21 protein-coding genes are annotated in these 21,704 nt (G+C 69.9%); 11 read left to right on the forward strand and 10 right to left on the reverse strand.

What is annotated here, in order from left to right; genetic code table 11:
* Positions 1 to 428: 428 nt before the first annotated feature.
* The 5 genes from FHX80_RS10960 to FHX80_RS10980 all read left to right on the forward strand — a co-directional run bounded on the left by FHX80_RS10960 (position 429) and on the right by FHX80_RS10980 (position 4,645).
* A complete protein-coding gene (locus FHX80_RS10960; RefSeq protein ID WP_145764026.1) occupies positions 429 to 1,712 on the forward strand; it encodes an MFS transporter in 1,284 nt (427 codons plus the stop codon).
* Between the two features lie 66 nt (positions 1,713 to 1,778).
* Complete coding sequence (locus FHX80_RS10965; RefSeq protein ID WP_145764027.1) at positions 1,779 to 2,150, forward strand: FmdB family zinc ribbon protein; 372 nt, start codon at positions 1,779 to 1,781, stop codon at positions 2,148 to 2,150.
* A gap of 85 nt (positions 2,151 to 2,235) precedes the next feature.
* The gene (locus tag FHX80_RS10970) at positions 2,236 to 3,069 is read left to right on the forward strand and encodes an S-methyl-5'-thioadenosine phosphorylase (protein ID WP_145764028.1); all 834 of its coding nucleotides are present in this window, start codon (positions 2,236 to 2,238) and stop codon (positions 3,067 to 3,069) included.
* A 403-nt stretch (positions 3,070 to 3,472) separates the two neighbouring features.
* Entirely contained in the window at positions 3,473 to 4,009 is a 537-nt protein-coding gene (locus FHX80_RS10975; protein WP_244318217.1) for an RcpC/CpaB family pilus assembly protein, read from the forward strand.
* Between the two features lie 174 nt (positions 4,010 to 4,183).
* Complete coding sequence (locus tag FHX80_RS10980; RefSeq protein WP_244318550.1) at positions 4,184 to 4,645, forward strand: large conductance mechanosensitive channel protein MscL; 462 nt, start codon at positions 4,184 to 4,186, stop codon at positions 4,643 to 4,645.
* Between the two features lie 37 nt (positions 4,646 to 4,682).
* On the opposite strand, the gene FHX80_RS10985 is transcribed toward FHX80_RS10980, so the two are convergent.
* The 6 genes from FHX80_RS10985 to FHX80_RS11010 all read right to left on the reverse strand — a co-directional run bounded on the left by FHX80_RS10985 (position 4,683) and on the right by FHX80_RS11010 (position 10,314).
* Positions 4,683 to 4,892 (reverse strand): hypothetical protein, encoded by a 210-nt coding sequence (locus FHX80_RS10985; RefSeq protein ID WP_145764030.1) that lies wholly within the window; start codon positions 4,890 to 4,892, stop codon positions 4,683 to 4,685.
* Positions 4,893 to 5,003: 111 nt separating this feature from the next.
* Positions 5,004 to 5,474 (reverse strand): hypothetical protein, encoded by a 471-nt coding sequence (locus FHX80_RS10990; protein ID WP_145764031.1) that lies wholly within the window; start codon positions 5,472 to 5,474, stop codon positions 5,004 to 5,006.
* Complete coding sequence (locus tag FHX80_RS10995; protein WP_145764032.1) at positions 5,471 to 6,205, reverse strand: QcrA and Rieske domain-containing protein; 735 nt, start codon at positions 6,203 to 6,205, stop codon at positions 5,471 to 5,473. The genes FHX80_RS10990 and FHX80_RS10995 overlap by 4 nt, the downstream gene beginning before the upstream one ends.
* A complete protein-coding gene (locus FHX80_RS11000; protein WP_145764033.1) occupies positions 6,202 to 6,804 on the reverse strand; it encodes a 4Fe-4S dicluster domain-containing protein in 603 nt (200 codons plus the stop codon). Before FHX80_RS11000 ends, FHX80_RS10995 begins: the two co-directional genes overlap by 4 nt.
* Before the next feature lie 7 nt (positions 6,805 to 6,811).
* Entirely contained in the window at positions 6,812 to 9,166 is a 2,355-nt protein-coding gene (locus FHX80_RS11005; RefSeq protein WP_145764034.1) for a molybdopterin oxidoreductase family protein, read from the reverse strand.
* Positions 9,163 to 10,314 carry an MFS transporter gene (locus tag FHX80_RS11010; protein WP_145764035.1) on the reverse strand — a complete coding sequence of 384 codons (1,152 nt, stop codon included), beginning with the start codon at positions 10,312 to 10,314 and terminating at the stop codon, positions 9,163 to 9,165. Before FHX80_RS11010 ends, FHX80_RS11005 begins: the two co-directional genes overlap by 4 nt.
* A gap of 396 nt (positions 10,315 to 10,710) precedes the next feature.
* On the opposite strand from FHX80_RS11010, the gene FHX80_RS35600 reads away from it, so the two are divergent.
* The 3 genes from FHX80_RS35600 to FHX80_RS11020 all read left to right on the forward strand — a co-directional run bounded on the left by FHX80_RS35600 (position 10,711) and on the right by FHX80_RS11020 (position 12,999).
* The gene (locus tag FHX80_RS35600; RefSeq protein ID WP_244318218.1) at positions 10,711 to 11,013 is read left to right on the forward strand and encodes a hypothetical protein; all 303 of its coding nucleotides are present in this window, start codon (positions 10,711 to 10,713) and stop codon (positions 11,011 to 11,013) included.
* Between the two features lie 4 nt (positions 11,014 to 11,017).
* Positions 11,018 to 12,097 carry a P1 family peptidase gene (locus FHX80_RS11015; RefSeq protein WP_280118774.1) on the forward strand — a complete coding sequence of 360 codons (1,080 nt, stop codon included), beginning with the start codon at positions 11,018 to 11,020 and terminating at the stop codon, positions 12,095 to 12,097.
* 134 nt (positions 12,098 to 12,231) lie between these two features.
* Positions 12,232 to 12,999 (forward strand): DUF6227 family protein, encoded by a 768-nt coding sequence (locus FHX80_RS11020; protein ID WP_145764037.1) that lies wholly within the window; start codon positions 12,232 to 12,234, stop codon positions 12,997 to 12,999.
* Between the two features lie 134 nt (positions 13,000 to 13,133).
* On the opposite strand, the gene FHX80_RS11025 is transcribed toward FHX80_RS11020, so the two are convergent.
* Positions 13,134 to 14,681 (reverse strand): MFS transporter, encoded by a 1,548-nt coding sequence (locus tag FHX80_RS11025; protein WP_145764038.1) that lies wholly within the window; start codon positions 14,679 to 14,681, stop codon positions 13,134 to 13,136.
* Positions 14,682 to 14,743: 62 nt separating this feature from the next.
* Here FHX80_RS11025 and FHX80_RS11030 point away from each other — a divergent pair, with 62 nt between their 5' ends.
* Entirely contained in the window at positions 14,744 to 15,724 is a 981-nt protein-coding gene (locus FHX80_RS11030; RefSeq protein ID WP_145764039.1) for a helix-turn-helix transcriptional regulator, read from the forward strand.
* Positions 15,725 to 15,812: 88 nt separating this feature from the next.
* On the opposite strand, the gene FHX80_RS11035 is transcribed toward FHX80_RS11030, so the two are convergent.
* Positions 15,813 to 16,811: a sigma-70 family RNA polymerase sigma factor gene (locus FHX80_RS11035; protein ID WP_145764040.1), complete on the reverse strand. Its 999-nt coding sequence runs from the start codon at positions 16,809 to 16,811 to the stop codon at positions 15,813 to 15,815.
* A 519-nt stretch (positions 16,812 to 17,330) separates the two neighbouring features.
* Here FHX80_RS11035 and FHX80_RS11040 point away from each other — a divergent pair.
* On the forward strand, positions 17,331 to 18,371 hold the full coding sequence (locus FHX80_RS11040; protein ID WP_145764041.1) for a questin oxidase family protein: 1,041 nt from the start codon (positions 17,331 to 17,333) through the stop codon (positions 18,369 to 18,371).
* Positions 18,372 to 18,477: 106 nt separating this feature from the next.
* Here FHX80_RS11040 and FHX80_RS11045 read toward each other — a convergent pair whose 3' ends face one another.
* Positions 18,478 to 19,260, reverse strand: coding sequence for a dioxygenase family protein (locus tag FHX80_RS11045; protein ID WP_145764042.1), 783 nt, complete (start codon positions 19,258 to 19,260; stop codon positions 18,478 to 18,480).
* Positions 19,261 to 19,396: 136 nt separating this feature from the next.
* Here FHX80_RS11045 and FHX80_RS11050 point away from each other — a divergent pair, with 136 nt between their 5' ends.
* A complete protein-coding gene (locus FHX80_RS11050; protein WP_208764624.1) occupies positions 19,397 to 19,909 on the forward strand; it encodes a MarR family winged helix-turn-helix transcriptional regulator in 513 nt (170 codons plus the stop codon).
* Between the two features lie 84 nt (positions 19,910 to 19,993).
* Here the strand turns inward: FHX80_RS11050 and FHX80_RS11055 are convergent, their stop codons facing one another.
* The gene (locus FHX80_RS11055; RefSeq protein ID WP_145764044.1) at positions 19,994 to 21,526 is read right to left on the reverse strand and encodes an MFS transporter; all 1,533 of its coding nucleotides are present in this window, start codon (positions 21,524 to 21,526) and stop codon (positions 19,994 to 19,996) included.
* Between the last annotated feature and the right edge of the window lie 178 nt (positions 21,527 to 21,704).

Here is a 21,704-nt window from a genome sequence, read left to right on the forward strand (position 1 = left end):
GAACGCACCCGCGTTCACAGGTTACGGACGGTGACCGGCACGCAATCGCAGGTACATACGGGACCATGCCTGTACTATCGGGAAAACCTGCCCACGCTCCGTGCAGCTGTGCGCACTCCGGTGCCGCACCGCCGTACCGCACGTATCCGGCAGTGACTGAGCCACCGGATGCACATCCAACGTACTCAGTTTCACCGCATTCAGACCCACCGATTACTCAACGATCTTGATCGACCAACTCTGCCTGACGCAGAGCTGGCGCGACCGTATGGCGGTCGTGGCGTCCTCCGCCTCTGCTGCGAGCGCCCGGCATCTACCGCAGTTCCGCGCGAAGAGGACAGCTCTCGGCAGCCCCTGACCAGGTCCGCACACACGTGCCGGCCTGTCCCGCAGGAGCACGGCCACCAGGCGGCAGAAAGGCATGGACCGTGGCGTCCACGGTCTCCGACCGCCCCGGATACGGGCAGTTGCTGCGCACCCCCGGTGCGTGGACCTTCCTCCTGCCGGGCTTCGCCGCACGGCAGCCCTTCGCCATGCTGACCATCGGCATCGTCCTGCTGGTCCAGCACACCACCGGCTCCTACGGCAGCGCGGGCGCGGTCGCGGCCGTGAGCGGCGTCTCCATGGCCCTGTTCGCGCCGCAGACCGGCAAGCTCGCCGACCGGTTCGGGCAGCGGGCCGTACTGCTGCCCGGCGTCCTGGTGCACGCCATCTCCGTGACGGCCCTGACGGCGCTCGCGCTGGCGGACACGCCGATCTGGGCGCTGTTCCTGGCGGCCGTGCCGACGGGTGCCTCCATCCCGCAGATCGGCCCGATGGTGCGGGCCCGCTGGGCGGCCGTGCTCGGGGCGGCGCCCGGCCGTGCGGCCTCCCCGCTGATGTCCACCGCCGCCGCCTTCGAATCGGTGACGGACGAGTTCACCTTCGTCATCGGCCCCGTCATCGCCACCGCACTGTGCACCGGGGTGCATCCGGCGGCGGGACTCATCGCGGAAGGCGTACTGACGCTGGTCGGCGGGCTGTTCTTCGCCGCACAGCGCGCCACCCAGCCGACCGTGCGCGGCGCCGCGTCCCCCGGCTCCCCACGGCACGCCTCCGCGCTGTCCGTACCCGGCGTACGCGTGCTCGCGGTGGCCTTCCTCGGGATCGGCGCGGTCTTCGGCGGCATGCAGGTCTCGCTGACCGCCTTCGCCGAGGAGATCGGCAGCCCCGGCTCGAACGGGGTGCTGTACGGAATCTTCGCGGCCGGCAACATGCTGGCCGGGATCGCCTGCGGGGCCATCGCCTGGAAGACCGGGCCGCGGCGTCGGCTGATCGCCGGATACGCGGCGCTGACCCTGACCGCGTCGGGCCTGTGGGCGGTGCACTCCGTGCCCCTGCTCGCCGGGCTCGGGCTGCTGGTCGGGCTCTGCATCGCGCCCGCCCTGATCAGCGGCTACACGTTGGTCGAGGCGCTGGTGCCGGCGTCCGCCCGGACCGAGGCGTTCACCTGGCTGACGGGTGCGGTCGCGCTCGGGCAGGCGGCGGCCGTGACGGTCGCCGGGCAACTCGCGGACGCCCACGGCGCGAGCACCGGATTCCTGGTGCCGCTGGTGGGTACGGGGCTGGCGCTGATAACCCTGCTGGCGCTGCGTTCCAGGCTCGTCCCGAGCACTTCGGGGCGGACCGTGGCACGTGGTATCGGTCACCGCGGGCCGGTCACGGTGGACTGATCCGGCGGAATACGTCACTATGGAGCGTCGTTAGCACTCATTGAGTCAGAGTGCCAGGAGGAACAAGTGCCGACCTATCAGTACCAGTGCACCGAGTGTGGCGAGGGCCTCGAAGCGGTGCAGAAGTTCACCGATGACGCCCTGACGGTGTGCCCGAGCTGCGAAGGACGCCTGAAGAAGGTGTTCTCGGCGGTCGGCATCGTCTTCAAGGGCTCCGGCTTCTACCGGAACGACAGCCGCGGCTCCTCGTCGAGCAGCACGCCCGCACCGGCCGCCGCGAAGGCCTCCGATTCCGGATCGTCGTCCTCGACGGGGTCGGACTCCAAGTCCTCGGCCTCTTCTTCGTCGTCGACGTCCTCCACTTCGGGCTCTTCGTCGTCGTCTTCTACGGCTTCGTCCTCGTCTTCGTCTTCGTCGAGCGGTTCGTCGGCTGCCTGAACCGCCGCCCCATCCGCTTCGCCCGTGACCCCGTTGATCCACTCGGCGGGGTTCTCGGCGTTTCCGGCCCCGCTAGTGTGATCGCATGGTGAACGCAGAGATCGGTGTGATCGGCGGATCGGGGCTGTACTCCTTCCTGGAGGACGTCACCGAGGTTCGCGTGGAGACCCCCTACGGAGAGCCCAGCGACTCCGTCTTCATGGGCGAGATCGGCGGGCGCCGGGTCGCCTTCCTCCCCCGGCACGGACGCGGCCACCATGTGCCGCCGCACCGCATCAACTACCGCGCCAACCTGTGGGCGCTGCGCTCGGTCGGCGTACGCCAGGTGCTCGGCCCGTGCGCGGTCGGCGGGCTCCGGCCGGAGTACGGGCCGGGAACACTCCTCGTACCGGACCAGCTGGTGGACCGTACGAAGGCCCGCACCCAGACGTTCTACGACGGGGAGACCCGGGCGGACGGAGTGGTGCCGAACGTGGCGCATCTGAGCTTCGCCGACCCCTACTGCCCCAAGGGGCGCAAGGCCGCGCTGGCGGCGGCCCGGGGCCGGGACTGGGAGCCCGTGGACGGCGGCACCCTGGTGGTCATCGAGGGGCCGCGCTTCTCGACCCGGGCGGAATCGCGCTGGCACGCGGCGATGGGCTGGTCGGTGGTCGGCATGACCGGGCACCCGGAGGCCGTCCTCGCCCGCGAACTGGGGCTCTGCTACTCGACGATGACGCTGGTGACGGACCTGGACGCGGGCGCGGAGACCGGCCAGGGCGTCTCCCACGGCGAGGTGCTCGAGGTGTTCGCGGCCAACGTCGACCGGCTGCGCTCGGTCCTCTTCGACGTGGTGGCCGCACTGCCGGCGGAGGCGGACCGCGACTGCCCGTGCGCGCATGCGCTGGACGGAATCGACACGGGGATCGAGCTGCCCTAGGCGGGGTGGGGCGGGTTGTTGGGGCGGGGTTGGTGCTGGGGCGGGGCTGCCGGGGGCTGCGGCGGGGTGGGGCTGGGTCCGTTTTGCTCGGGTCGCCGGCTCGGGCCGTTCTGACTCGGGCCGTTCTGACTCGGGCCGTTCTGACTCGGGCCGCCGGCTCAGGCAGTTGGCTCACGCAGTTGGAGTAGGCAGTTGGAGTAGGGCGCGGATGGGTGAGGGAGTTCTCCACATGGGCTGAGCCGTCCACAGGGCTCAGCGGGAAGCTCTCGAATGCCGGATCGTGAGGCCTGTTCATCCGGGGCCGCTCGATGCCCCACCTTCTTTGTCCCAGGCGGTGTTTGACATGCGCTCATCCGGCTCACCCGTTTCATCGCAGTCCGCTCCACCCTCCGGTTCTCCGCTGATGTGCGCACCCGCGCCCGCACCCTGCGGGGTGCCCGCGTTCCCGCCGCTGCGAGTGCGCGGGGGCAGCGGGCACCGGCTGCGAAGGGCGGTATGGCGCCGACGGCACGCGATGGCTGCCGGGCTGGCCCTGACGGCTGTCGCGCTGGCCGCTTCGGGGCTCGGAGGGGGCGGCGACGGCACGGGGCACGAGGCGTCCGGTGTGGCGACCGGCGCGGCCGGGACGGCACGGGAGCGGGCAGCGCCGCCGGTCCGGCTGGTATCAGCACCGGTCCGGATCGCGGATGCGGCGACGGTCCGGCTCCTGCGGCCGGGAGACCGCGTCGATGTGATCGCGTCCGGTACCGGGACCGACACCGACGCCCGGGTGCTGGCGAAGGGTGCGCGGGTGGCCCAGGTACCAGAGACGTCCGCCGACGGTTCGATGGAGAACGGGACACTCAACGGGGCACTCGTGGTGCTGTCGGTGCCACGAGCCACGGCCGCGACGCTGGCAGGTGCGGGAGTCTCGGCCGGGCTTGCGGTGATTCTGTGCTGATCCGCACTGGCGGACCATCATCCCGCCTGACGAAGACGCGAAATTGGGTTGTATCACCTTGTACTGCCGTAGGTTGCGGAGAAATTTGCTCCCTTTACGGCATATACGAAGGATGGCTCACCCTTGAGCGCGAAGAAGAAGGTCAGTCTGCTGGACGGCTTCAAGGCCTTCCTGATGCGCGGCAATGTCATCGACCTGGCGGTCGCCGTCGTCATCGGCGCCGCGTTCACCAACATCGTGAACACGATCGTCAAGGGCGTCATCAATCCGCTCGTCGGTGCGTTTGGCACCAAGGATCTGGAGAACTACAGCTCCTGCCTCAAGGGCCCCTGCGTGACGGACCCGAAGTCGGGCGAGGCGACCGAGGGAATCCGGATCCTGTGGGGTTCGGTACTCAGCGCCACCCTCGGCTTCGTGATCACCGCTGCCGTCGTCTACTTCCTGATGGTCCTGCCGATGGCGAAGTACCTCGCCAGGCGCGCGGCCGTGCTGGCGGCGAAGGAGGGCGTGCAGGAGACGCTGGAGGTCAGCGAACTGGAGGTGCTCAAGGAGATCCGCGACGCACTGGTCTCGCAGCGCGTCGGCCCGGCCGGGGAGAACCGCGGCCGGCCATCGGGACAGGAGCACAAGGAGTAGGACGCCGCTCCGGGGCGTGGCTGCCCGGGGCTCGGGGTCAGACGTGGTGCGGCGGCTTCTCGTCAAGGAAACGGGCCAGGTCGGAGGCGCTGCCGCCGGAAGGGGCCCGCTCCCCCCATCCCCGGTCCGTGTCGTCCGCGGACTGCTGGTCCAGCGGATCGTCGAAGATCAGCGCCGGCTTGGGCTTCGGCCGGTCCGACGGGTCCTGCTTCGAATCGCGCGGTCCGGGGGCGGGGGCGGTACTCATACCCCCAGGGTACGGCTGTCCTCCAGGGCGCGGCTGCCCTCCGGGGTACGGCTGCGCTCAGCGGCGCGGCTGCCCTCCAGGACACGGCTGCGCTCAGCGGCGCGGCCGTGGTCAGCGGTCCTTCGGGTCGAGCGCCCAGAGGCCGAGCACGACGAGGAACGACAGGCAGAGGAAACCGGCCCCCCACCAGGCAGTGCCGGAGTTGCCCTTCATCCATTCGTCGATGATGACGGTCAGGCCCCAGAGCTGTCCGATGACCACGGTCATGGCCAGGGTCAGCCGGGCTGTGAGCTTCGAGGAGCGCTCCGGTTCCTGGTCGCTGCCGGCTCCCGGTCCCGGTCCGGTGTGGCGGACGCGGGGGTCGCCGTAACCGCTGGTGGCCCGGATCTGCGGGTAGCGCTCATGTACGGGCCGGTTGAGTTCGGGCCGGGCGCTGCCCGGGTGGTACTCCGGGTAGTGCCGACCGGGGTCGGACTGCTGGGAGGCGGGCTGCTGCGGGTCGGGCTGCTGCGGGTCGGGCTGCTGCGGGTCGGGTTGCTGCGGGTCGGGTTGCTGCGGGTCGGGTTGCTGGGAGGTGGTCATGTCGCCCTCCCGTGGATCTCGGCGTCACCGGCTTGGGTGGCCGAGGTGGCCTTCGTGACCAAGGGGAGGGAGGTACGCGAGGGGTGGGAGATGCCGGACGCCGCAGGGGCCTCGGCACCCCTCTTCGCTCCGGGGCAGCCGATCCGGGAGGCCAGGTCCGAGCGGTCCTCGCCCAGCCGGCGGCAGATTCCCTGTTCGATGCTCTCGCCGGAGTGGGTGGTGCCCACCGCCCAGATACTGCCGTCGGTCTGCTCGGCGAGCACCACCTTGGGCAGTCTCCGGGGTGGCGGTCCCGCGGTGACCTCGCCGGTACGGGCATCGAAGACGCCTTCGTGGCAGGGGCAGTACAGCTCGCCCTCGGGGCCCCGGTCCTTCCGCCAGAGCACGGCGCAGGCGAGATGCGTACAGATCGCCGAGTAGCCGACGAGGGTCCCGTCATTGAGCCGGACGGCGACCGCGCGATCCTCCTCGTCCGGATAGCGGAAGGCGACGGACTCCCCTGGCAGCAGTTGGGCGCTGATCCTCTTCGGCGCGAGTGCTTTGGCGTCGTCGGGGTCGCCGTGGCGCGGGAGGATGCCGGAGGCGACGCCGAGTCCGCCGACGGCGAGTCCGCCGGAGACGGTGGCGACAATCCGCAGGTAGTCGCGCCTGGTGGTGAGGGAGTCCGCGGCGATCCGGTCACGCAGGGCCTCACGCGGGTCCCCGGAGGACGGCTGGTCGGTGCCGTTCATCGGCGGACGTCCTTACCGTTGACCTCCACGACGGGCAGACCGCCGGGCACCGGCCACTGGACCTTGTCGGCGGGGACGACCATGGCGACGCCGGTGCGGACCTCGCTCTCGCCGAAGACGAAGGTGTCGGCGACCTGGACGCCGGGGCGTTCGGCCTGGAGTTCCTCGACGGTTCCGTAGAAGAGCGCTCCCGTCGGGCAGACGGTGGCACACATGGGGGCGAGGCCGTAGGCGGTGCGGTCGTAGCAGAGGTTGCACTTCATCTGGAGCTTGGCCTGGAGGTCGATCTTCGGGACACCGAAGGGGCAGGCGTTGACGCAGTTGGCGCAGCCGATGCAGCGGGTGGTGTCCGCCTGCTGCACCACCCCGTCCGCGGTCACCAGGATCGCGTCGGCGGGGCAGACCTCGGCGCACGGGGCAACGGGGTCCTCGCAGTGCATGCAGACCGTGGGAAGGGAGGCGACGGACCGGCCCTCGTCGGTGTAGTCGAGGTGGATCATCGACTTGCCGCGGTGCGAGTCGCATTCCCGGCAGGCGGAGACGCAGGCCTGGCAGCCGATGCAGCGCCCCGGGTCGATAAAGATCGTTCTGCCCATCATGCGGGCCTCAGCTCCTCTCCGAGGTTCCGCGGCCCTGCGGGGCCGTGGGCGGCAACGGGTCGGTACGGGACACCTGGGTCTCCGGGTAGGCGACATGGCCCGGTGCGGCAGGAGGTGCGGGGACCTCGTCGATCTTCTCGGCGTGCTCGATGCGGCAGGCGCACACCTTGTACTCGGGGATCTTGGAGCGGGGGTCCAGGGCGTCGATGGTCAGCGCGTTGGCGGAGGTGGGAACGGGCCAGTGGTAGGGGATGAAGACGGTGTCGGGGCGGATCGCCTCGGTGACCAGGGCGGGGAAGACCTCGCTGCCGCGCCGGGTGACGACGCGGACCGGTTCGCCGTTGCGGAAGCCGTGGGAGGGGTGGATCTCGGCCCAGGGGCGCGGGGTCTGTTCGACGAGGGCGCCCAGACGGCGGGTCTGGTTGCCGGAGAGGAAGTGCGCGACGGTGCGTCCGGTGGTGAGGGACATCGGGTGCTCGTCGTCGTACGGGTCCATCGGCGGGTGCCAGTCGACGACCTGCATATGGATCTTGCCGTCGGGGTGGTAGGTCCTGCCGTCCTCGAAGAGACGGGGTGTGCCGGGGTGGTCGATGGAGGGGCAGGGCCAGGCGATTCCGCCCGTCTCCTCCAGACGTTCGTAGGTGATGCCGTAGTAGTCGTTGACGGTGCCGGCGGAGGCGATCCGCAGTTCGTCGAAGACTTCGCGGGAGCCGGCGAAGGCGAATTTGTCGCCCGCGCCGAGGCGTCTGGCCAGTTCGCACATCACCCAGGTGTCGGTCCGCACACCGGGAGGCGGGTCCTGGGCCTTGTTGTGCTTGACCACGCGGGCCTCGGCGTTGGCCATCACCCCTTCGTCCTCTGCCCAGGTGGTGACGGGGAAGACGACATGGGCGTTGGCAGCGGTCTCGGAAAGGAAGAAATCGAATTGGGCGTGGAACTCTGTCGTGTCGTAACCCTCCTTGACCACTTTGTAGTTGGGGAGGGAGACGAACGGGTTGTTGCAGATACCGATCAGTCCGCGGATCTCGCGGCGTCGCATCTGCCAGACCATTTCCATCATCGACGTTCCGGCGGGCGGGAGTTCGGACTCCTCGATGCCCCAGATCTCACAGATCTGCCGGCGGTGTTCCTCGTTCGCGATCGAGCGGCCGCCCGGCAGGAGGTCGGACTTCTGGCCGTGCTCGCGGCCGCCCTGTCCGTTGCCCTGACCTGTGATGGTTCCGTATCCGGCACCGGGTTTGCCGATGTGCCCGGTGGCCGCGCAGAGGTTGATCACGGCGAGGCAGTTCTCGACGCCCTGCGAGTGGTGCTCGATGCCGCGGGCGTGCCAGGCCATGGCCTTGGGCGCACGGGCGAAGGTGCGGGCGACCTGGACGATCTGTTCGGCGGGGACACCGCAGATCTCCGCGGACCTGGACGGCGGGTACTCGGCGGCCTTGGCCTTCACCTCCTCCCAGCCGGTGGCATGAGCGGCGAGATAGGTCTCGTCGGTGAGCCCTTCCTCGATGACCACGTTCAGCACGGCGTTGAAGAACGCCGAGTCAGTGCCGGGTTTGAGGGCGACATGGATGTCGGCGGTCCGGGCGATGGCCGTCTCGCGCGGGTCGATGACGATCAGGCTGGCCCCACGGTCCCGGGCGCCCCACACGTACTGGGTCATCACGGGAAAGCACTCGCCGACGTTGGAGCCCGCGATCAGCAGGCAGTCGGTGAGCAGGATGTCGGAGAAGGGGTTGCCGGCCCGGTCGATGCCGAAGGCGAGCTTGTTGGCGCCGGCGGCGCTGACCATGCAGAGTCGGCCGTTGTAGTCGACGTGCCGGGACTTGAGGGCGACCCGGGCGAATTTGCCGACCAGATAGGTCTTCTCGGAGAACAGACTGGCTCCGCCGAGCAACCCGAAGGCGTCGTTCCCGTACGTCTGCTGGATGCGCTTGATCTCGGCGACGGTGAAGTCGAGGGCCTCGTCCCAGGAGACCTCCCGGAAGTCCTCCTCACGGGAGCGGCGCATCAGCGGGGCGGTGAGCCGGTCGGGGTGGTTGACCTGCTGGTACGCGTTGATGCCCTTGGGGCACAGGCGCATCCGGTTGATGTCGTGGTTGCGCGGTTCGACGCCGAAGACCTTGCCGGCGCGGTCGACGCGGAGATACATCCCGCACTGGACGCCGCAGAAGCAGCAGTGGGTGGGGACGAGCGTCTCGCCGTTCTGGTCGGCATGCCACTGGTCGGCGGGGATGCCGCCCGCGTCCCGGAAGGCGCGGGTACCCGGCGGCGCGAGGGAGGGGTCGAGGGGAACGGCCGCACGGGGGCCGGCAGCTCGCGGGCCGGCTGCTCGGGGGTCGGCTACTCGGGGATCCGCGGTCACTTGAAGCCCTTCTTCACCTGGGAGAGATAGGCGCTGCCGCGCAGCACCCGCTTGCAGCGCGGGCAGTACTCGGCCCACGCGTCGAAGTCGAGGCTGAGGTCGCGCATGGTGCCGCGGAGGTTGTCGACGTACGGGGCGGTGTCGATGGGCTCCTCGCAGCGGCGGCAGCTGAAGACCTGCTGGTCCTGCCGGCCGGTGTACTTGAACAGCTGCATGCCGACCGCGGCGGGCCGCTGGACGATGTGGAAGAACTTCCCGAACGGGATGTAGATCAGGGTGAAGACCACCGACACCATGTGGAGGATCGCCAGGAACTCGTATCCGCCGCCGTGCAGGAAGATCGAGGAGAAGGTGAGCAGCAGGCCCGTGACGGAGATGACGATGAGCGCGATCAGCGGTACCAGGTCGTAGCCGAACCGCTGGCCCGTGATGGCGCCGCGGTCCTTCATCCGGCGCCACAGGAAGTAGGAGGCGCCCGGGATGACGAGAACGGCGGCGATGTCCAGGCCGTGAAACATCAGCCGGCCGAGGATGTTCAGGGAGTCGAACCCGATGATCTTGAAGCCCCAGATACGCATCTCGTAGCCGGGCCCGGCGCCACTGCCGGAGGTGAAGGTGAACCAGCCCCAGGTCAGCGGGAAGGTGATCAAGGAGGCGAGGATGCAGCCCCAGAAGATCAGCTGGTGGGCGGCCCAGCGGGCGCGGGAGCGGGCGCCGAGGAACTTCTGGAAGCCGAGGTAGGTGGCGATCATCTTCGGCAGGGCCGTGGGGGCCTTACGGAAGTTGGCGACCGAGAAGAGGCTTCCCCAGCCCTTCTTGAGCAGCCGCCGGGCCCCGGGCGCGGAGACCCAGACCGTGTAGCGGTAGGCAACCCCGAAGGCGAGGAAGACCGTGGCCACGGCATAGGGCAGCAGGGCCGAGTCGAAGTTCTCCAGAAGCCTGCTGCCGAGCACGATCGCGAGGACGAGCAGGAGGGAGACGATGACGCCGGCCGCGGTGGCGCGGGCGGTGGCGGACCGGGGAACCGTGGCAGCGGGGCGGGTGGGCCCGTCTGCGGACGGCAGGGTGCCGACCGCCGCGGACGCCCCGGTGCCTGCACCGGGGGCGGGTTGCGCGGTGGCGGCAGAGGGCTCTGGTGGCTCGGTCACTCCGTCACGGTAGGACCGCGTGGGGAAGTTGGTCCTGTTTTATGGCCATACGGGGGTGCGAGTGTTGGAGCGAGGCGGCATCCAGGCGGCCAGGTAGGTGTACCGCCCATACGGCGTGCAGTCCGTCAGACGGCCAGGTAGGTGTCCCGCTCATACGGCATGCAGTCCGGCGGCCAGGTAGGTGTACCGCTCGCACGGCGTGCAGTCCGTCAGGCGGCCAGGTAGGTGCACCGCTCATACGGCATGCAGTCCGTGCGCGGCAACGACTCCCCGGGCGGGGGCGATCCACCCGGGGTGGGCGAGGGCCGACGGTTCCGTCCGAAGCCGGTGCGGCCTACGCCTGCATCGTCCGAGCCGGCCTTACTTCCGGGACCTTGACCCATCGTTCGCTTGTGGATGCGTTCGCGATATTTCGACCTCGCCCGGTCCTTCCGCTCCCGCAGGTACGTTCACCTTGCGCTGACCAGCAGTCAGCCGCCCGCACTCCCGATCACCACCACGATCGCGACCCCGATCGCGATCACCACCCCGATCGCGACCAGAACACGAGGAGTACCGGATGACCGGCCAGGACAGCGCGGACCCGCTGAACCCTTCACAGCCGTCACCACCGTCACAGTCGTCACCGCCCTCACCGCCGTCGGAACCGTCCGAGCCGTCACCACCGTCGGGTCCGCCGCAGCCCGCAGGGCGGCTTGACGCGCTGACCGATGTCGCCTGGGTGCGGGTCGGGCATGCGCGGGTCGTGGGTGAGGGGGCGCTCAGCGGCACCACCGTGATCCTCGCCCCCGAGGGCGGTGCGGTCGCCGCCGTCGATGTGCGCGGCGGCGGCCCCGGCACTCGGGAGACGGACGCGCTCGACCCGCGCAATCTGGTGCAGCGCATCGATGCCGTGGTCCTCACCGGCGGCAGCGCGTACGGCCTGGACGCGGCGTCCGGGGTGATGGCCTGGCTGGAGGAGCAGGGGCGCGGTGTGCGGGTCGGCGCCGATCCGGCACAGGTCGTTCCGGTGGTCCCGGCGGCGTGCGTCTTCGACCTGGGCCGGGGCGGTGACTGGCGGGCCCGCCCGGACGCGTCGACCGGCCGGGCCGCCGTGGAGGACGCCGCGTGCACGGAGCCGGGGGCGGCGGTCGCCGAGGGATGCGTCGGCGCGGGTACCGGTGCGGTCGCCGGGCGGCTGAAGGGCGGGGTGGGGACGGCGAGCGTCCTGCTGCCGTCCGGGATCACGGTGGGCGCGCTGGTCGTGGTGAACGCGGCGGGCTCGGTGCTCGATCCCCGTACCGGGGTGCTGTACGGGGAGTACGGCGCCGCCGAGCCGGCCGTCGCCCCCGCGCCGGAGATCCACCACACGGCGCAACAGCGCCTGGCGCAGGCGCGCGACGCGAACGCGCGCCCCCCGCTCAACACCACGCTCGCCGTCGTCGCCACGGACGCCGATCTCAGCCGGGCGCAGGCGCAGAAGCTCGCGGGCACCGCGCACGACGGACTGGCGCGCGCCATCCGGCCCGTGCATCTGCTGACCGACGGGGACACCGTATTCGCGCTGGCCACCGGCGGACGAACACTGGACCCGGCGAACCCGATCGCGCTCAATGACCTGCTGGCGGCGGGTGCGGAGGCCGTGACCCGTGCCATCGTGAAGGCCGTTCGGGCCGCCACGGGCGTCAACGGCAGCGAAGGCGGCGGCACATATCTCTCGTACAGCGATCTCTACGGTGTGCAGCAGCACTCGCGGCAGCCGGAGGGCGACAGCAGCCCTGAAACCGAATCGCCTTGCACGTAAGGAAGTTCGGAGGAATTGCCGGGAACCTTCTGCGTGTGTCGTAAGTTTTCCTGAAGCCCTGTCACGATGTCAGACCCAGGGACTACGTTGAGCACGCATCGGGTAACACGCGGCGACGGCCTGGAGACAGCACCTTGAGCGATCCGTACGAGACAACCGAGCAGCACCTCGAGCGACTCCTGCGACGGGCTCTCAACTCGTTCGACCTGTCGGACAGCACGGTGGAGCGGCTCGGCACAGCGCTCGCACACAGCAGTTCCCTGCACTCCTCGCACCACAGCTCGACGCTGCACCGCGAGACCTACCGGCATACGTACCTGCTGGCCGACGGCAGCCCGTTCGCCCTCTGGGAGCTGGTGCACTGCGGTCAGCGGGACACCGCGGACCCCCAGTACGGCTCGCAGCCCGGCATCCGGCAGCACGAGCTCTACGACGACGAGGCGGACGTGCACATCGCCGCGGCCCGGCTCGCCGGCTTCTGCGACGCCCTGGTCTTCGGGGACGACGGGCCGCAGGCCGACCTGGAGATCCTCGCCACCCTGATGGCCGCGCCCCCGGCCCCGCTCCCCCGGATGTACGCCCCGGACAACTCCGCGGACCACGCCCGCCGGGTACTGCGCCGCGCGGAGAACGGGAACGTCCCGGGCGAGGAAACCGCCCGCCTGCTGCGGGCCGCCTTCGCCCACCACATCACGCAGATCTTCGGCCGGCAGTGCCAGGTGGACGGGCGGGACGCGGGCTTCACGCTGTACGAGCACGCCTTCCTGCTCCTGGACGGCAGCGAGACGAGCCTGTGGGAGGTCGAGCACACGGCGACACCGGACGGGCGCCACATGTGCGAGGTGTACGGCGACGAGGAGACCGCGCGCATCGCGATGGAGAGCCGTACGCGCATCTGCTGATCGCACGGGGCACGACACGGGGCGGGGCGGGACCGCGGGCCGGTGTCGTGAACGGACATGACGGTGCCCGCAACCCCTCAGGGGTGCGGGCACCGTCACACGCTCAGACCGCTCTCAGTCCGGCCCCAGCCCGCTCAGTGTGCGAGCGCGGGCTCCTTGGCGGGTTCCGCGGTGGGGTCGGCCGCCGCCTCGCCGCCATCCTCCTCCACGTGCTGCTTCGGCCGGGCCGGCAGTGCGAACATCACCAGGAAGATCACCCCGAGCACTCCGGCCACCCACCACAGCGAGTGCTGGAATGCCTCGGCGAACGCCGGCCCCACCTCCGCGGGCTTGAGCTTGTCCCCGATCGACCCGAAGAAGATGACCGAGACCAGTCCGAGGCCGAGCGCATTGCCCATCTGCTGCACGGTGTTGAACAGCCCGGATGCGGATCCCGAGTGCTCCTTCGGTACCTCGGACAACACCGCGTCGGCCAGCGGGGCCACGATCAGCCCCATGCCGACGCCCATGACGACCAGCGGCAGCGCCATCTGCCAGGACGTGATTCCCATGCCGTAGCGGTCGGACTCCCAGATGTAGAGCATCAGCCCTGCGGCCATCACCAGCGCTCCCGCCTGGAGCACCTTGCGGCCGAAGCGCGGCACCAGCTTCTGTACGGAGATCCCGGCGGCGACCGAGACCGCGATCGAGAACGGGATACCGGTCGTGCCGGCCCGCAGCGCGCTCCAGCCGAGCCCCATCTGCATGTACAGCGTCCAGACCAGGAAGAAGATGCCGAGGCCGATACCGAAGGTCAGCTGCACGGCGATACCGGCGGCGAAGCTCTTGACCCGGAACAGCGACAGCTCGACCAGCGGCGAACCGTCCCGGCGCGTCTTCGACCGCTCGAAGAGCACGAGGACCAGGAAGACCACAAGGCTGCCTGCCATCGAGAAGTAACCCCAGAGCGGCCAGTCCAGCTCCTCGCCGCGGGTCAGCGGGTAGATCAGCATGAGCATCCCCGCTGTCACCAGCACCACACCGATCAGGTCGAGCCGGAGCGCCTTCGGCGCCTTGGACTCGGTGATGAACTTGCGCCCCAGGATCAGACCCGCGACGCCGACCGGCAGGTTGATCAGGAAGATCGGACGCCATTCGAGACCGGCGATGTTCCACTCGGTGAGCAGCGCGCCCAGCAGCGGCCCGGACACGGCACCGAGGCCGACGATCGCGCCGAAGAGACCGAAGACCTTGCCGCGCTCGTGTGCCGGGAAGGTGGCGTGCACGATCGACAGCACCTGCGGGACCATCAGCGCGGCCGTGCCGCCCTGGAGGATGCGGGAGGCGACCAGCATCTCCGGGTTGGCGGCGAAGCCGCACAGCGCGGAGGCCACGGTGAAGCCGCCGATCCCGATGAGGAACAGCCGCTTACGGCCGTAGATGTCGCCGAGCCGGCCCCCGGTGATCAGCCCCGCGGCGAAGGCCAGGGCGTATCCGGCGGTGATCCACTGGATCGAGCTGAACGTGGCACCGGTGTCCCGCTGGATGCTCGGGATGGCGATGTTGACGATCGTGACGTCGACCAGGTCCATGAAGGCCGCGGTCATCACGATGGCCAGCGCGAACCACCGGCGGCGGTCCGAGGAGTCCGAGGACACCGCGGGGGCGGCCGCCCCGGACGGCTGGGGTGCTGAAGAAGTCATACGAAGAAGTTAAATGCCCATTAGGTCAGGTCGTGACCCAATGGGCGGGCATCCTGGGTGACATGACCGACACCCCGGCACGACTGCTGAATCTGCTGTCACTGCTCCAGACGCCGCGCGAGTGGCCGGGCAGTGAACTCGCCGACCGACTCGATGTCAGCCCGCGCACCATCCGCCGGGACGTCGACCGCCTCCGTGACCTGGGATATCCGGTCGAGGCGACGCGCGGTTCGGTCGGCGGCTACCGGCTCGTGGCCGGCACGGCCATGCCACCGTTGCTGCTGGACGACGAGGAGGCGGTGGCGATCGCGGTGGGGCTGCGGGCCGGGGCCGGTCACGCCATCGAGGGCGTCGACGAGGCCTCCGTCAGGGCGCTGGCCAAGCTGGAGCAGGTGCTGCCGTCGCGGCTGCGCCACCGGGTCTCCACCCTCCAGAACGCCACGGTGCCGCTGACCCGCGGTGACGGTGCGACGATCGACCCGCAGACGCTGACCGTGATGGCGTCGGCGGTCACCGGGCGGGAGCGGCTGCGGTTCGCGTACCGCGCGGGGGACGGCGCCGAGACGCGGCGGCAGGTCGAGCCGTACCGCCTGGTCAGCACCGGGTGGCGCTGGTATCTGGTCGCGTACGACCTGGAGCGGGATGCCTGGCGCACCTTCCGGGTCGACCGGGTGAGCGATCCGTATCCGACCGGGGCCCGCTTCGTGCCCCGTGAGCTGCCCACCGGCGATGCGGCGGAGTTCCTGAGCAACTCCATGGCGCGTATCAAGCCGGAGCTGGCGGTCGACGTGAGCTTCGCGGCCCCGGCGGAATTCGTCGCCTCGCGGCTGCCCGCCTCGATCGGCCCGCTGGAGCCGACCGGCGAGCACAGCTGCCGGCTGCGCGCGGTGCTGTCGGACTCGCTGGAGTGGGTGGCGGTGCGGCTGGCGATGGTCGACTGCGAATTCACCGCGCACCGGCCGCCGCAGCTGGTGACGTATCTGAACGATCTGGGCGGCAGGCTCACCCGCGCCGCAGCGCCCCCGGCGGCCCGAAAAGGATGAGCCCCGGCGCCAGGGGGGGGTGGGCGCCGGGACTCAGCTCAGGGGGCCGAAGTGAAGCGGCCCAATTCGGAGGTTACTGGACTTGGGCTCACGCCGCAGCGTCAAAGCCCGTGTCGTGAGCCATTCTCTTCAGTTCGAGCAGCGCGTGCTTCTCGATCTGGCGGATTCGCTCCCGGGTCAGCCCGTGCTGCTTGCCCACCTCGGTCAGCGTCCGCTCCCGGCCGTCCTCGATGCCATAGCGCATTCGGATGATGGAGGCGGTCCGGTTGTCGAGCTTGCCGATCAGGTCCTCCAGCTCCTCACTGCGCAGCAGCGTCATCACCGACTGCTCGGGAGAAACCGCCGAGGTGTCCTCCAGCAGGTCGCCGAACTGCGTGTCGCCGTTGTCGTCCACCGACATGTTCAGGCTGACCGGGTCACGGGCCCAGTCCAGTACGTCACCGACCCGCGATGTCGTGGAGTCGAGCTCGGCGGCGATCTCCGCGTGCTCCGGGTCTCGCCCGTGCTCACGGTTGAACTCGCGCTGTACACGACGGATCCGACCGAGCTCCTCCACCAGGTGGACGGGAAGCCGGATCGTGCGCGACTGGTCGGCTATGGAGCGGGTGATGGCCTGCCGGATCCACCACGTCGCATACGTGGAGAACTTGAAACCCTTGGCGTAGTCGAACTTCTCGACCGCGCGGACCAAGCCCGCGTTGCCCTCCTGGATCAGGTCGAGCAGGGGCAGCCCGGCCCTCGGATACCGGCGGGCGACGGCAACCACGAGTCGGAGGTTGGACCGGATGAATACGTCCTTGGCGCGCTCGCCCTCGGCGACCAGCGCCTCGAGCTCCTCGCGCGAGGCCCCGCCGGCATCGCTCTCCACCACGCCGTCCAGGATCCGCTGCGCGAAGACGCCCGCTTCGACGATCTGCGACAGCTCGACCTCCTTGGCGGCATCGAGCAGCGGTGTACGCGCGATCTCGTCCAGGTACATGCCGACCAGGTCGCGATCGGCGATCTCCCCGCCCACCGCGCGAACACTGCTTGCCCGGCTGGTCCCGCCGGTGGCGGACGAACGACGGGCGACGGCACGGGTTGCCATGCGTGCTCCTTGCTGAGTAGGTCGCGACACCCTTTCGGGTGCCCTGCTTCCGATGGAAACAACGACTGGAATCCGGACAGAATTCCCACGCCTGGCATTCATTTTCGCGATCATGCAGTACCCTGTCGCGTCACCCGGGGAGGGTGCCTGACCCAGTTCGGTGCGCAAGTGCAGGTCAGGCCGGGTATCGAGTCCGGCCTGGAGCCCTCACGGACATCTCCAGCCATGACGCACGTGAGACCGCCCTCACATCCGACACGGTGCCCTCTCGCACTAGGCCAACGCCCCTGGTTGCGCTCTTACTCCGAAGACGGCCCGCACCGGCTCCTGGTTGCCCGGGGATGCCCGTAGTGCCGATGCGAGCCCTTGGTCCAGCCGCGACAACCGGAACCGCGGACCTGGTCCCGGCCGCGGTGCCCTAGGTCCGCAGCCGGTCACGTCCCTACGCCCACAGACCGTGGCATCCCTAGGTCCGCAGCCCGTTACGGAGCGCCGTTGCGGTGCCTAGCGTGATGGCGCATGGACGACACGACGCTCAAGGCACACGACACTTCCGGCACGCTCGACGAAGCACTGGAGCGGCTTCACTCCTTCGGCCCCGAGCGGGAGGGCTGGCTGAGCAATCACGCCCCGATGGCGGTCGAGGCGCTGGTGCACCACGGCCAGGCACCTGGTGTGCACCGGTGGCTGGACCGCTACCGCACGAAACTGGAGGACATGCCGGACCGGTTCACCGAGGTGACCCCGGCCAACTGGCGCGAGGCCCTGGGCGACCCGCGCCGCATCGCCGACTGGACGGCGTACTTCGAGCGCGAGACGGCCGACCGGCCCTGGCGCGAGGTCCTCGCCGAGTGGTGGCCCCGGCTGCTCCCCGGCATCGCGGCCGGCGCCACGCACCCGGTGATCCGGGTCGGGCACTGCGTACGCACCCTGCTGACCTCGGGGGAGAACGCGCCCCGCGTCGCGGAACTCGCCCACGGGCTCGGCTACTGGGCGGCCCGCCATCAGCCGCTGCCCCCGCTGACCGCGCTCCCGCCCGCGCCCGACGCAGCGGCCGCACTGGACGCGGTCGACCGGGTGCCGGACCAGAACGGCGGCATCCGGGAACGGCTCGGGCAGCTCACCGGATTCCCGCTGTGGCCGGGGCAGCCCGTGGCGGACCCCGACCTCGCCCGCGCCCGGCTCCAAGAACTGGTGCGCGCCGCGACCCACCGCTACGCGGCGTACGCGCACGGCTCGCCGGTCATGCTGGTGCACGCCGCCACCGCACCCAATGCCGTACTCCGTACGCTGCCGGCGCTCCCCCGGGAGCTGTGGGCTCCGAGCCTGGGCGCCGCGTGGGCGGCCGGTGCGGCGGTCACCGCCGCGTACTCCCCGGCACGGCCCGCCGACTACCCGGCCGCGCCCGACGGCCTGACCCCCGAGGAGGTCTTCGCGCAGGCTGCCGCGCACGGCGACGACCACACCATCAAGTTCACCGACACCGCACTGGACGTCGGCGGCCCGACCGCGCTGGCCGCCGCGCTCCGCTCGATCGAACTGAACCCGCCGGTCCTCTGATCCCTGCCATGAACCGGGGCCCGTCCGGCGAGCGCGCCCGCCGGACGGGCCCCACGGGGCGTTGCGTCGCACGCCCGCGCCGTACCGGGAGTGCGCGGCGCCGCTCCTAGCCGTACTGCAACGAACGCTTGGCCAGTCCCATCCAGAACCCGTCGATCATGCTGCGCCCCTGGTCGAGGTCGCGCTCCGCGGCGCCCAGCGTCACGAAGAGCGGGGCGAAGTGCTCGGTGCGCGGATGGGCGAGCCGGCCCGCCGGGGACTTGTTCTCGAAGTCCAGCAGCGCGTCGATGTCCTGCGCCTGGAGTGCGCGGCTCCCCCAGTCGTCGAACTCCGCCGACCACCCGGGGGTGCCGCCGCCCGAATGCCGCAGAGCGGCCAGGTTGTGGGTGAAGAAGCCACTGCCGACGATCAGGACGCCCTCGTCGCGCAGCGGCGCGAGCTTGCGCCCGATGTCCATCAGCTTCTGCGGGTCCAGCGTCGGCATGGAGATCTGCAGCACCGGGATGTCGGCCTCCGGGAACATCTCCACCAGCGGGACGTACGCCCCGTGGTCGAGCCCGCGGTCCGGGATGTCCTGGACCGGCGTACCGGCGCCGCGGAGCAGCTTGCGAACGCTCTCGGCCAGCTGCGGGGCGCCCGGGGCGGCGTACCGCACCCGGTAGTAGTGCTCGGGGAAGCCCCAGAAGTCGTAGACGAGCGGAATCGTCTCGGTCGCGCCGAGGGCGAGCGGGGCTTCCTCCCAGTGGGCCGAGACCATGAGGACGGCGGTGGGGCGTGGCAGCCCGGCGGACCAGGCGGCCAGCTCACCGGGCCAGACCGGGTCGTCGGCCAGCGGCGGGGCGCCGTGGGAGAGATAGAGGGCGGGCATGCGCTCCGCGGTGACTGTCATGGCACTCCTCATCTGCTGCTGCTCAAGGTAAGTCTTCTACTGGTGGCCTTCAGAAGGAACTTTTCTTTAACCTTCAAGTTCCCATATTTGGAGACCTTAGCTCTATCTAGTTCAACTTTCAAGAAAAGGTCGTACAGTGGAGTACATGACCACGGCATCAACCGGTGCGCCGCGCTGGCTCACCGATGAAGAACAGAGCGCCTGGCGCGCGTACCTCCACGCCACCACGCTCCTGGAGGACCACCTCGACCGCCAGTTGCAGCGCGATGCCGGCATGCCGCACATCTACTACGGGTTGCTCGTCCAGCTCTCCCAGGCGCCCCGCCGCCAGAAGCGGATGACCGAGCTGGCCAAGGACGCCAAGATCACCCGCTCCCGGCTCTCGCATGCCGTCGCCCGGCTGGAGAAAAGCGGCTGGGTGCGCCGCGAGGACTGCCCGTCCGACAAGCGCGGCCAGAACGCGGTCCTCACCGACGAGGGTCACGAGATGCTCCGCCGCTCGGCGCCGGGCCACGTCAGCGCCGTACGCCAGGCCGTGTTCGACCGGCTCACCCCCGAGCAGGTGCGCTCGCTCGGCGAGATCATGCAGGTCGTCGCCGCCGGACTGCAGCCGGAGGGCACCGACGCGGACCTCCCCTGGCTCCGCTGACCCGCCACCCACCGCACGCACCTCTGCCCCGGCTCCGTCGAACGGAACCGGGGCAGAGTTCGCTTCACGTCGCGCCGGGTCGGCTCAGTGGGCGACGACGGGGATCTTGAGCTCGTCCTCGGCACCGTCGGCGGAACCGGAACCGGAACCACCGGATGTCGTGATCGACGAGGGGCGGCCGGCGTTGATGAAGGTCACCGCGATCGCGGAGGCCACCACCAGGATGCCGACGGCCCACCAGATGGCGCCGGTGAAGCCGTGCACCATCGACTGGAGCTTCAGCAGCTCCGGGTCGGTGGCACCGAGCGCGGCGTGCGAGGTGGCGTACGCCGTGGCGGCCGAGGCGGCGATGGTGTTGAGCAGCGCCGTACCGATCGCACCGCCGACCTGCTGCGAGGTGTTGACCATCGCGGAGGCGACACCCGCGTCACGCGGCTCGATACCGTGCGTGGCCAGCGACATGGCGGGCATGAACGCCGTACCCATACCCAGACCCAGCAGGAGCTGACCCGGCAGGATGACCGCCGCGTAGGACGAGTCGATCTCCAACTGCGTGAGCAACAGCATGCCGACGGCGGCGGTCAGGAAGCCGGGACCCATCAGCATGCGGGCCGGGACCCGGGTCATCAGCCGGGCACCGATCTGCGTCGAACCGGTGATCATTCCCGCGATCATCGGGAGGAAGGCGAAGCCGGTCTTGATCGGCGAGAAGCCCTGGACGACCTGCAGGTAGTACGTGAGGAAGAGGAACAGACCGAACATCGCGATGATGGCCAGGCCCAGCGAGAGGTAGACGCCACCGCGGTTGCGGTCCATCACGACGCGCAGCGGGAGCAGCGGCGACTTGACCCTGGACTCGGTCAGGACGAAGGCCAGCAGCAGCACGGCGGAGGCGACGAACGTACCGATCGTCAGCGTGTCCGACCAGCCGCTGGACTCGACGCGGGTGAATCCGTACACCAGCGAGACCAGACCCAGCGCGGACAGGACGACGCCCGGTATGTCGAGCGAGGAACGGTTGCGGCCACCGGCCGGCTCACGGATCACGAAGTACGCGCCGACGGCGGCGACGATCGCGAACGGGATGTTGACGAAGAACGTCCAGCGCCAGTTCAGCGCCTGGGTGAGGAAGCCGCCGAGGATCAGGCCGACGGCGCCGCCACCACCGGCGATCGCACCGTAGATGCCGAACGCCTTGGCACGCTCCTTGGCGTCGGTGAACATCACCGCGAGCAGCGAGAGGGCCGCGGGGGCGAGCAGGGCGCCGAACACACCCTGGAGTGCGCGCGACCCGAAGAGCATGCCCTGGTTCTGCGCCGCTCCGCCGAGCGCCGAGGCCAGCGCGAAGCCGATCAGGCCGACGACGAAGGTGCGCTTGCGGCCCCAGAGGTCGGCGATCCGTCCTCCGAAGAGCAGCAGTCCGCCGAAGGCGAGGGCGTATGCCGTAATGACCCACTGCTTGTTGGCATCCGTGATGCCAAGGTCCGTCTGGGCGTGCGGCAGCGCGATGTTCACGATCGTGGCATCGAGCACGACCATCAACTGAGCGAGAGCGATGAACGCCAGCGCCTTCCAGCGACTCGGATCAGGGAGTCGGACATCAGCTGTTTTTGACATGGGAGTAGCCACCTAAGGGCGCGCTCGGGCGCGCGAAGTCGTGAACCGTGGATGCGGTGAAAGCTCGAAGAAGCTGGGTGCGGCTCGCTGGGTGCAGCTCAGCGAAAGCGGGAGTCGGACGAGAGTCAGGCGTACGTCGGGCGTGCGTCTGCTGTACGTCGGGCGTGCGTCGGGAAGA

Source organism: Streptomyces brevispora (assembly GCF_007829885.1).
In the GTDB taxonomy this organism is placed as follows: Bacteria; Actinomycetota; Actinomycetes; order Streptomycetales; family Streptomycetaceae; genus Streptomyces; species Streptomyces brevispora.

Coding starts and splice junctions, on each gene's coding strand:
- FHX80_RS11045 (WP_145764042.1), bottom strand. CDS start 19,260: ATGACAGTCACCGCGGAGCGCATGCCCGCCCTCTATCTCTCCCACGGC.
- FHX80_RS10980 (WP_244318550.1), top strand. CDS start 4,184: ATGCGCGGCAATGTCATCGACCTGGCGGTCGCCGTCGTCATCGGCGCC.
- FHX80_RS10995 (WP_145764032.1), bottom strand. CDS start 6,205: ATGAACGGCACCGACCAGCCGTCCTCCGGGGACCCGCGTGAGGCCCTG.
- FHX80_RS11040 (WP_145764041.1), top strand. CDS start 17,331: ATGGACGACACGACGCTCAAGGCACACGACACTTCCGGCACGCTCGAC.
- FHX80_RS10975 (WP_244318217.1), top strand. CDS start 3,473: ATGTGCGCACCCGCGCCCGCACCCTGCGGGGTGCCCGCGTTCCCGCCG.
- FHX80_RS10990 (WP_145764031.1), bottom strand. CDS start 5,474: ATGACCACCTCCCAGCAACCCGACCCGCAGCAACCCGACCCGCAGCAA.
- FHX80_RS11055 (WP_145764044.1), bottom strand. CDS start 21,526: ATGTCAAAAACAGCTGATGTCCGACTCCCTGATCCGAGTCGCTGGAAG.
- FHX80_RS10970 (WP_145764028.1), top strand. CDS start 2,236: ATGGTGAACGCAGAGATCGGTGTGATCGGCGGATCGGGGCTGTACTCC.
- FHX80_RS11000 (WP_145764033.1), bottom strand. CDS start 6,804: ATGATGGGCAGAACGATCTTTATCGACCCGGGGCGCTGCATCGGCTGC.
- FHX80_RS11035 (WP_145764040.1), bottom strand. CDS start 16,811: ATGGCAACCCGTGCCGTCGCCCGTCGTTCGTCCGCCACCGGCGGGACC.
- FHX80_RS10985 (WP_145764030.1), bottom strand. CDS start 4,892: ATGAGTACCGCCCCCGCCCCCGGACCGCGCGATTCGAAGCAGGACCCG.
- FHX80_RS11030 (WP_145764039.1), top strand. CDS start 14,744: ATGACCGACACCCCGGCACGACTGCTGAATCTGCTGTCACTGCTCCAG.
- FHX80_RS11025 (WP_145764038.1), bottom strand. CDS start 14,681: ATGACTTCTTCAGCACCCCAGCCGTCCGGGGCGGCCGCCCCCGCGGTG.
- FHX80_RS35600 (WP_244318218.1), top strand. CDS start 10,711: ATGCGTTCGCGATATTTCGACCTCGCCCGGTCCTTCCGCTCCCGCAGG.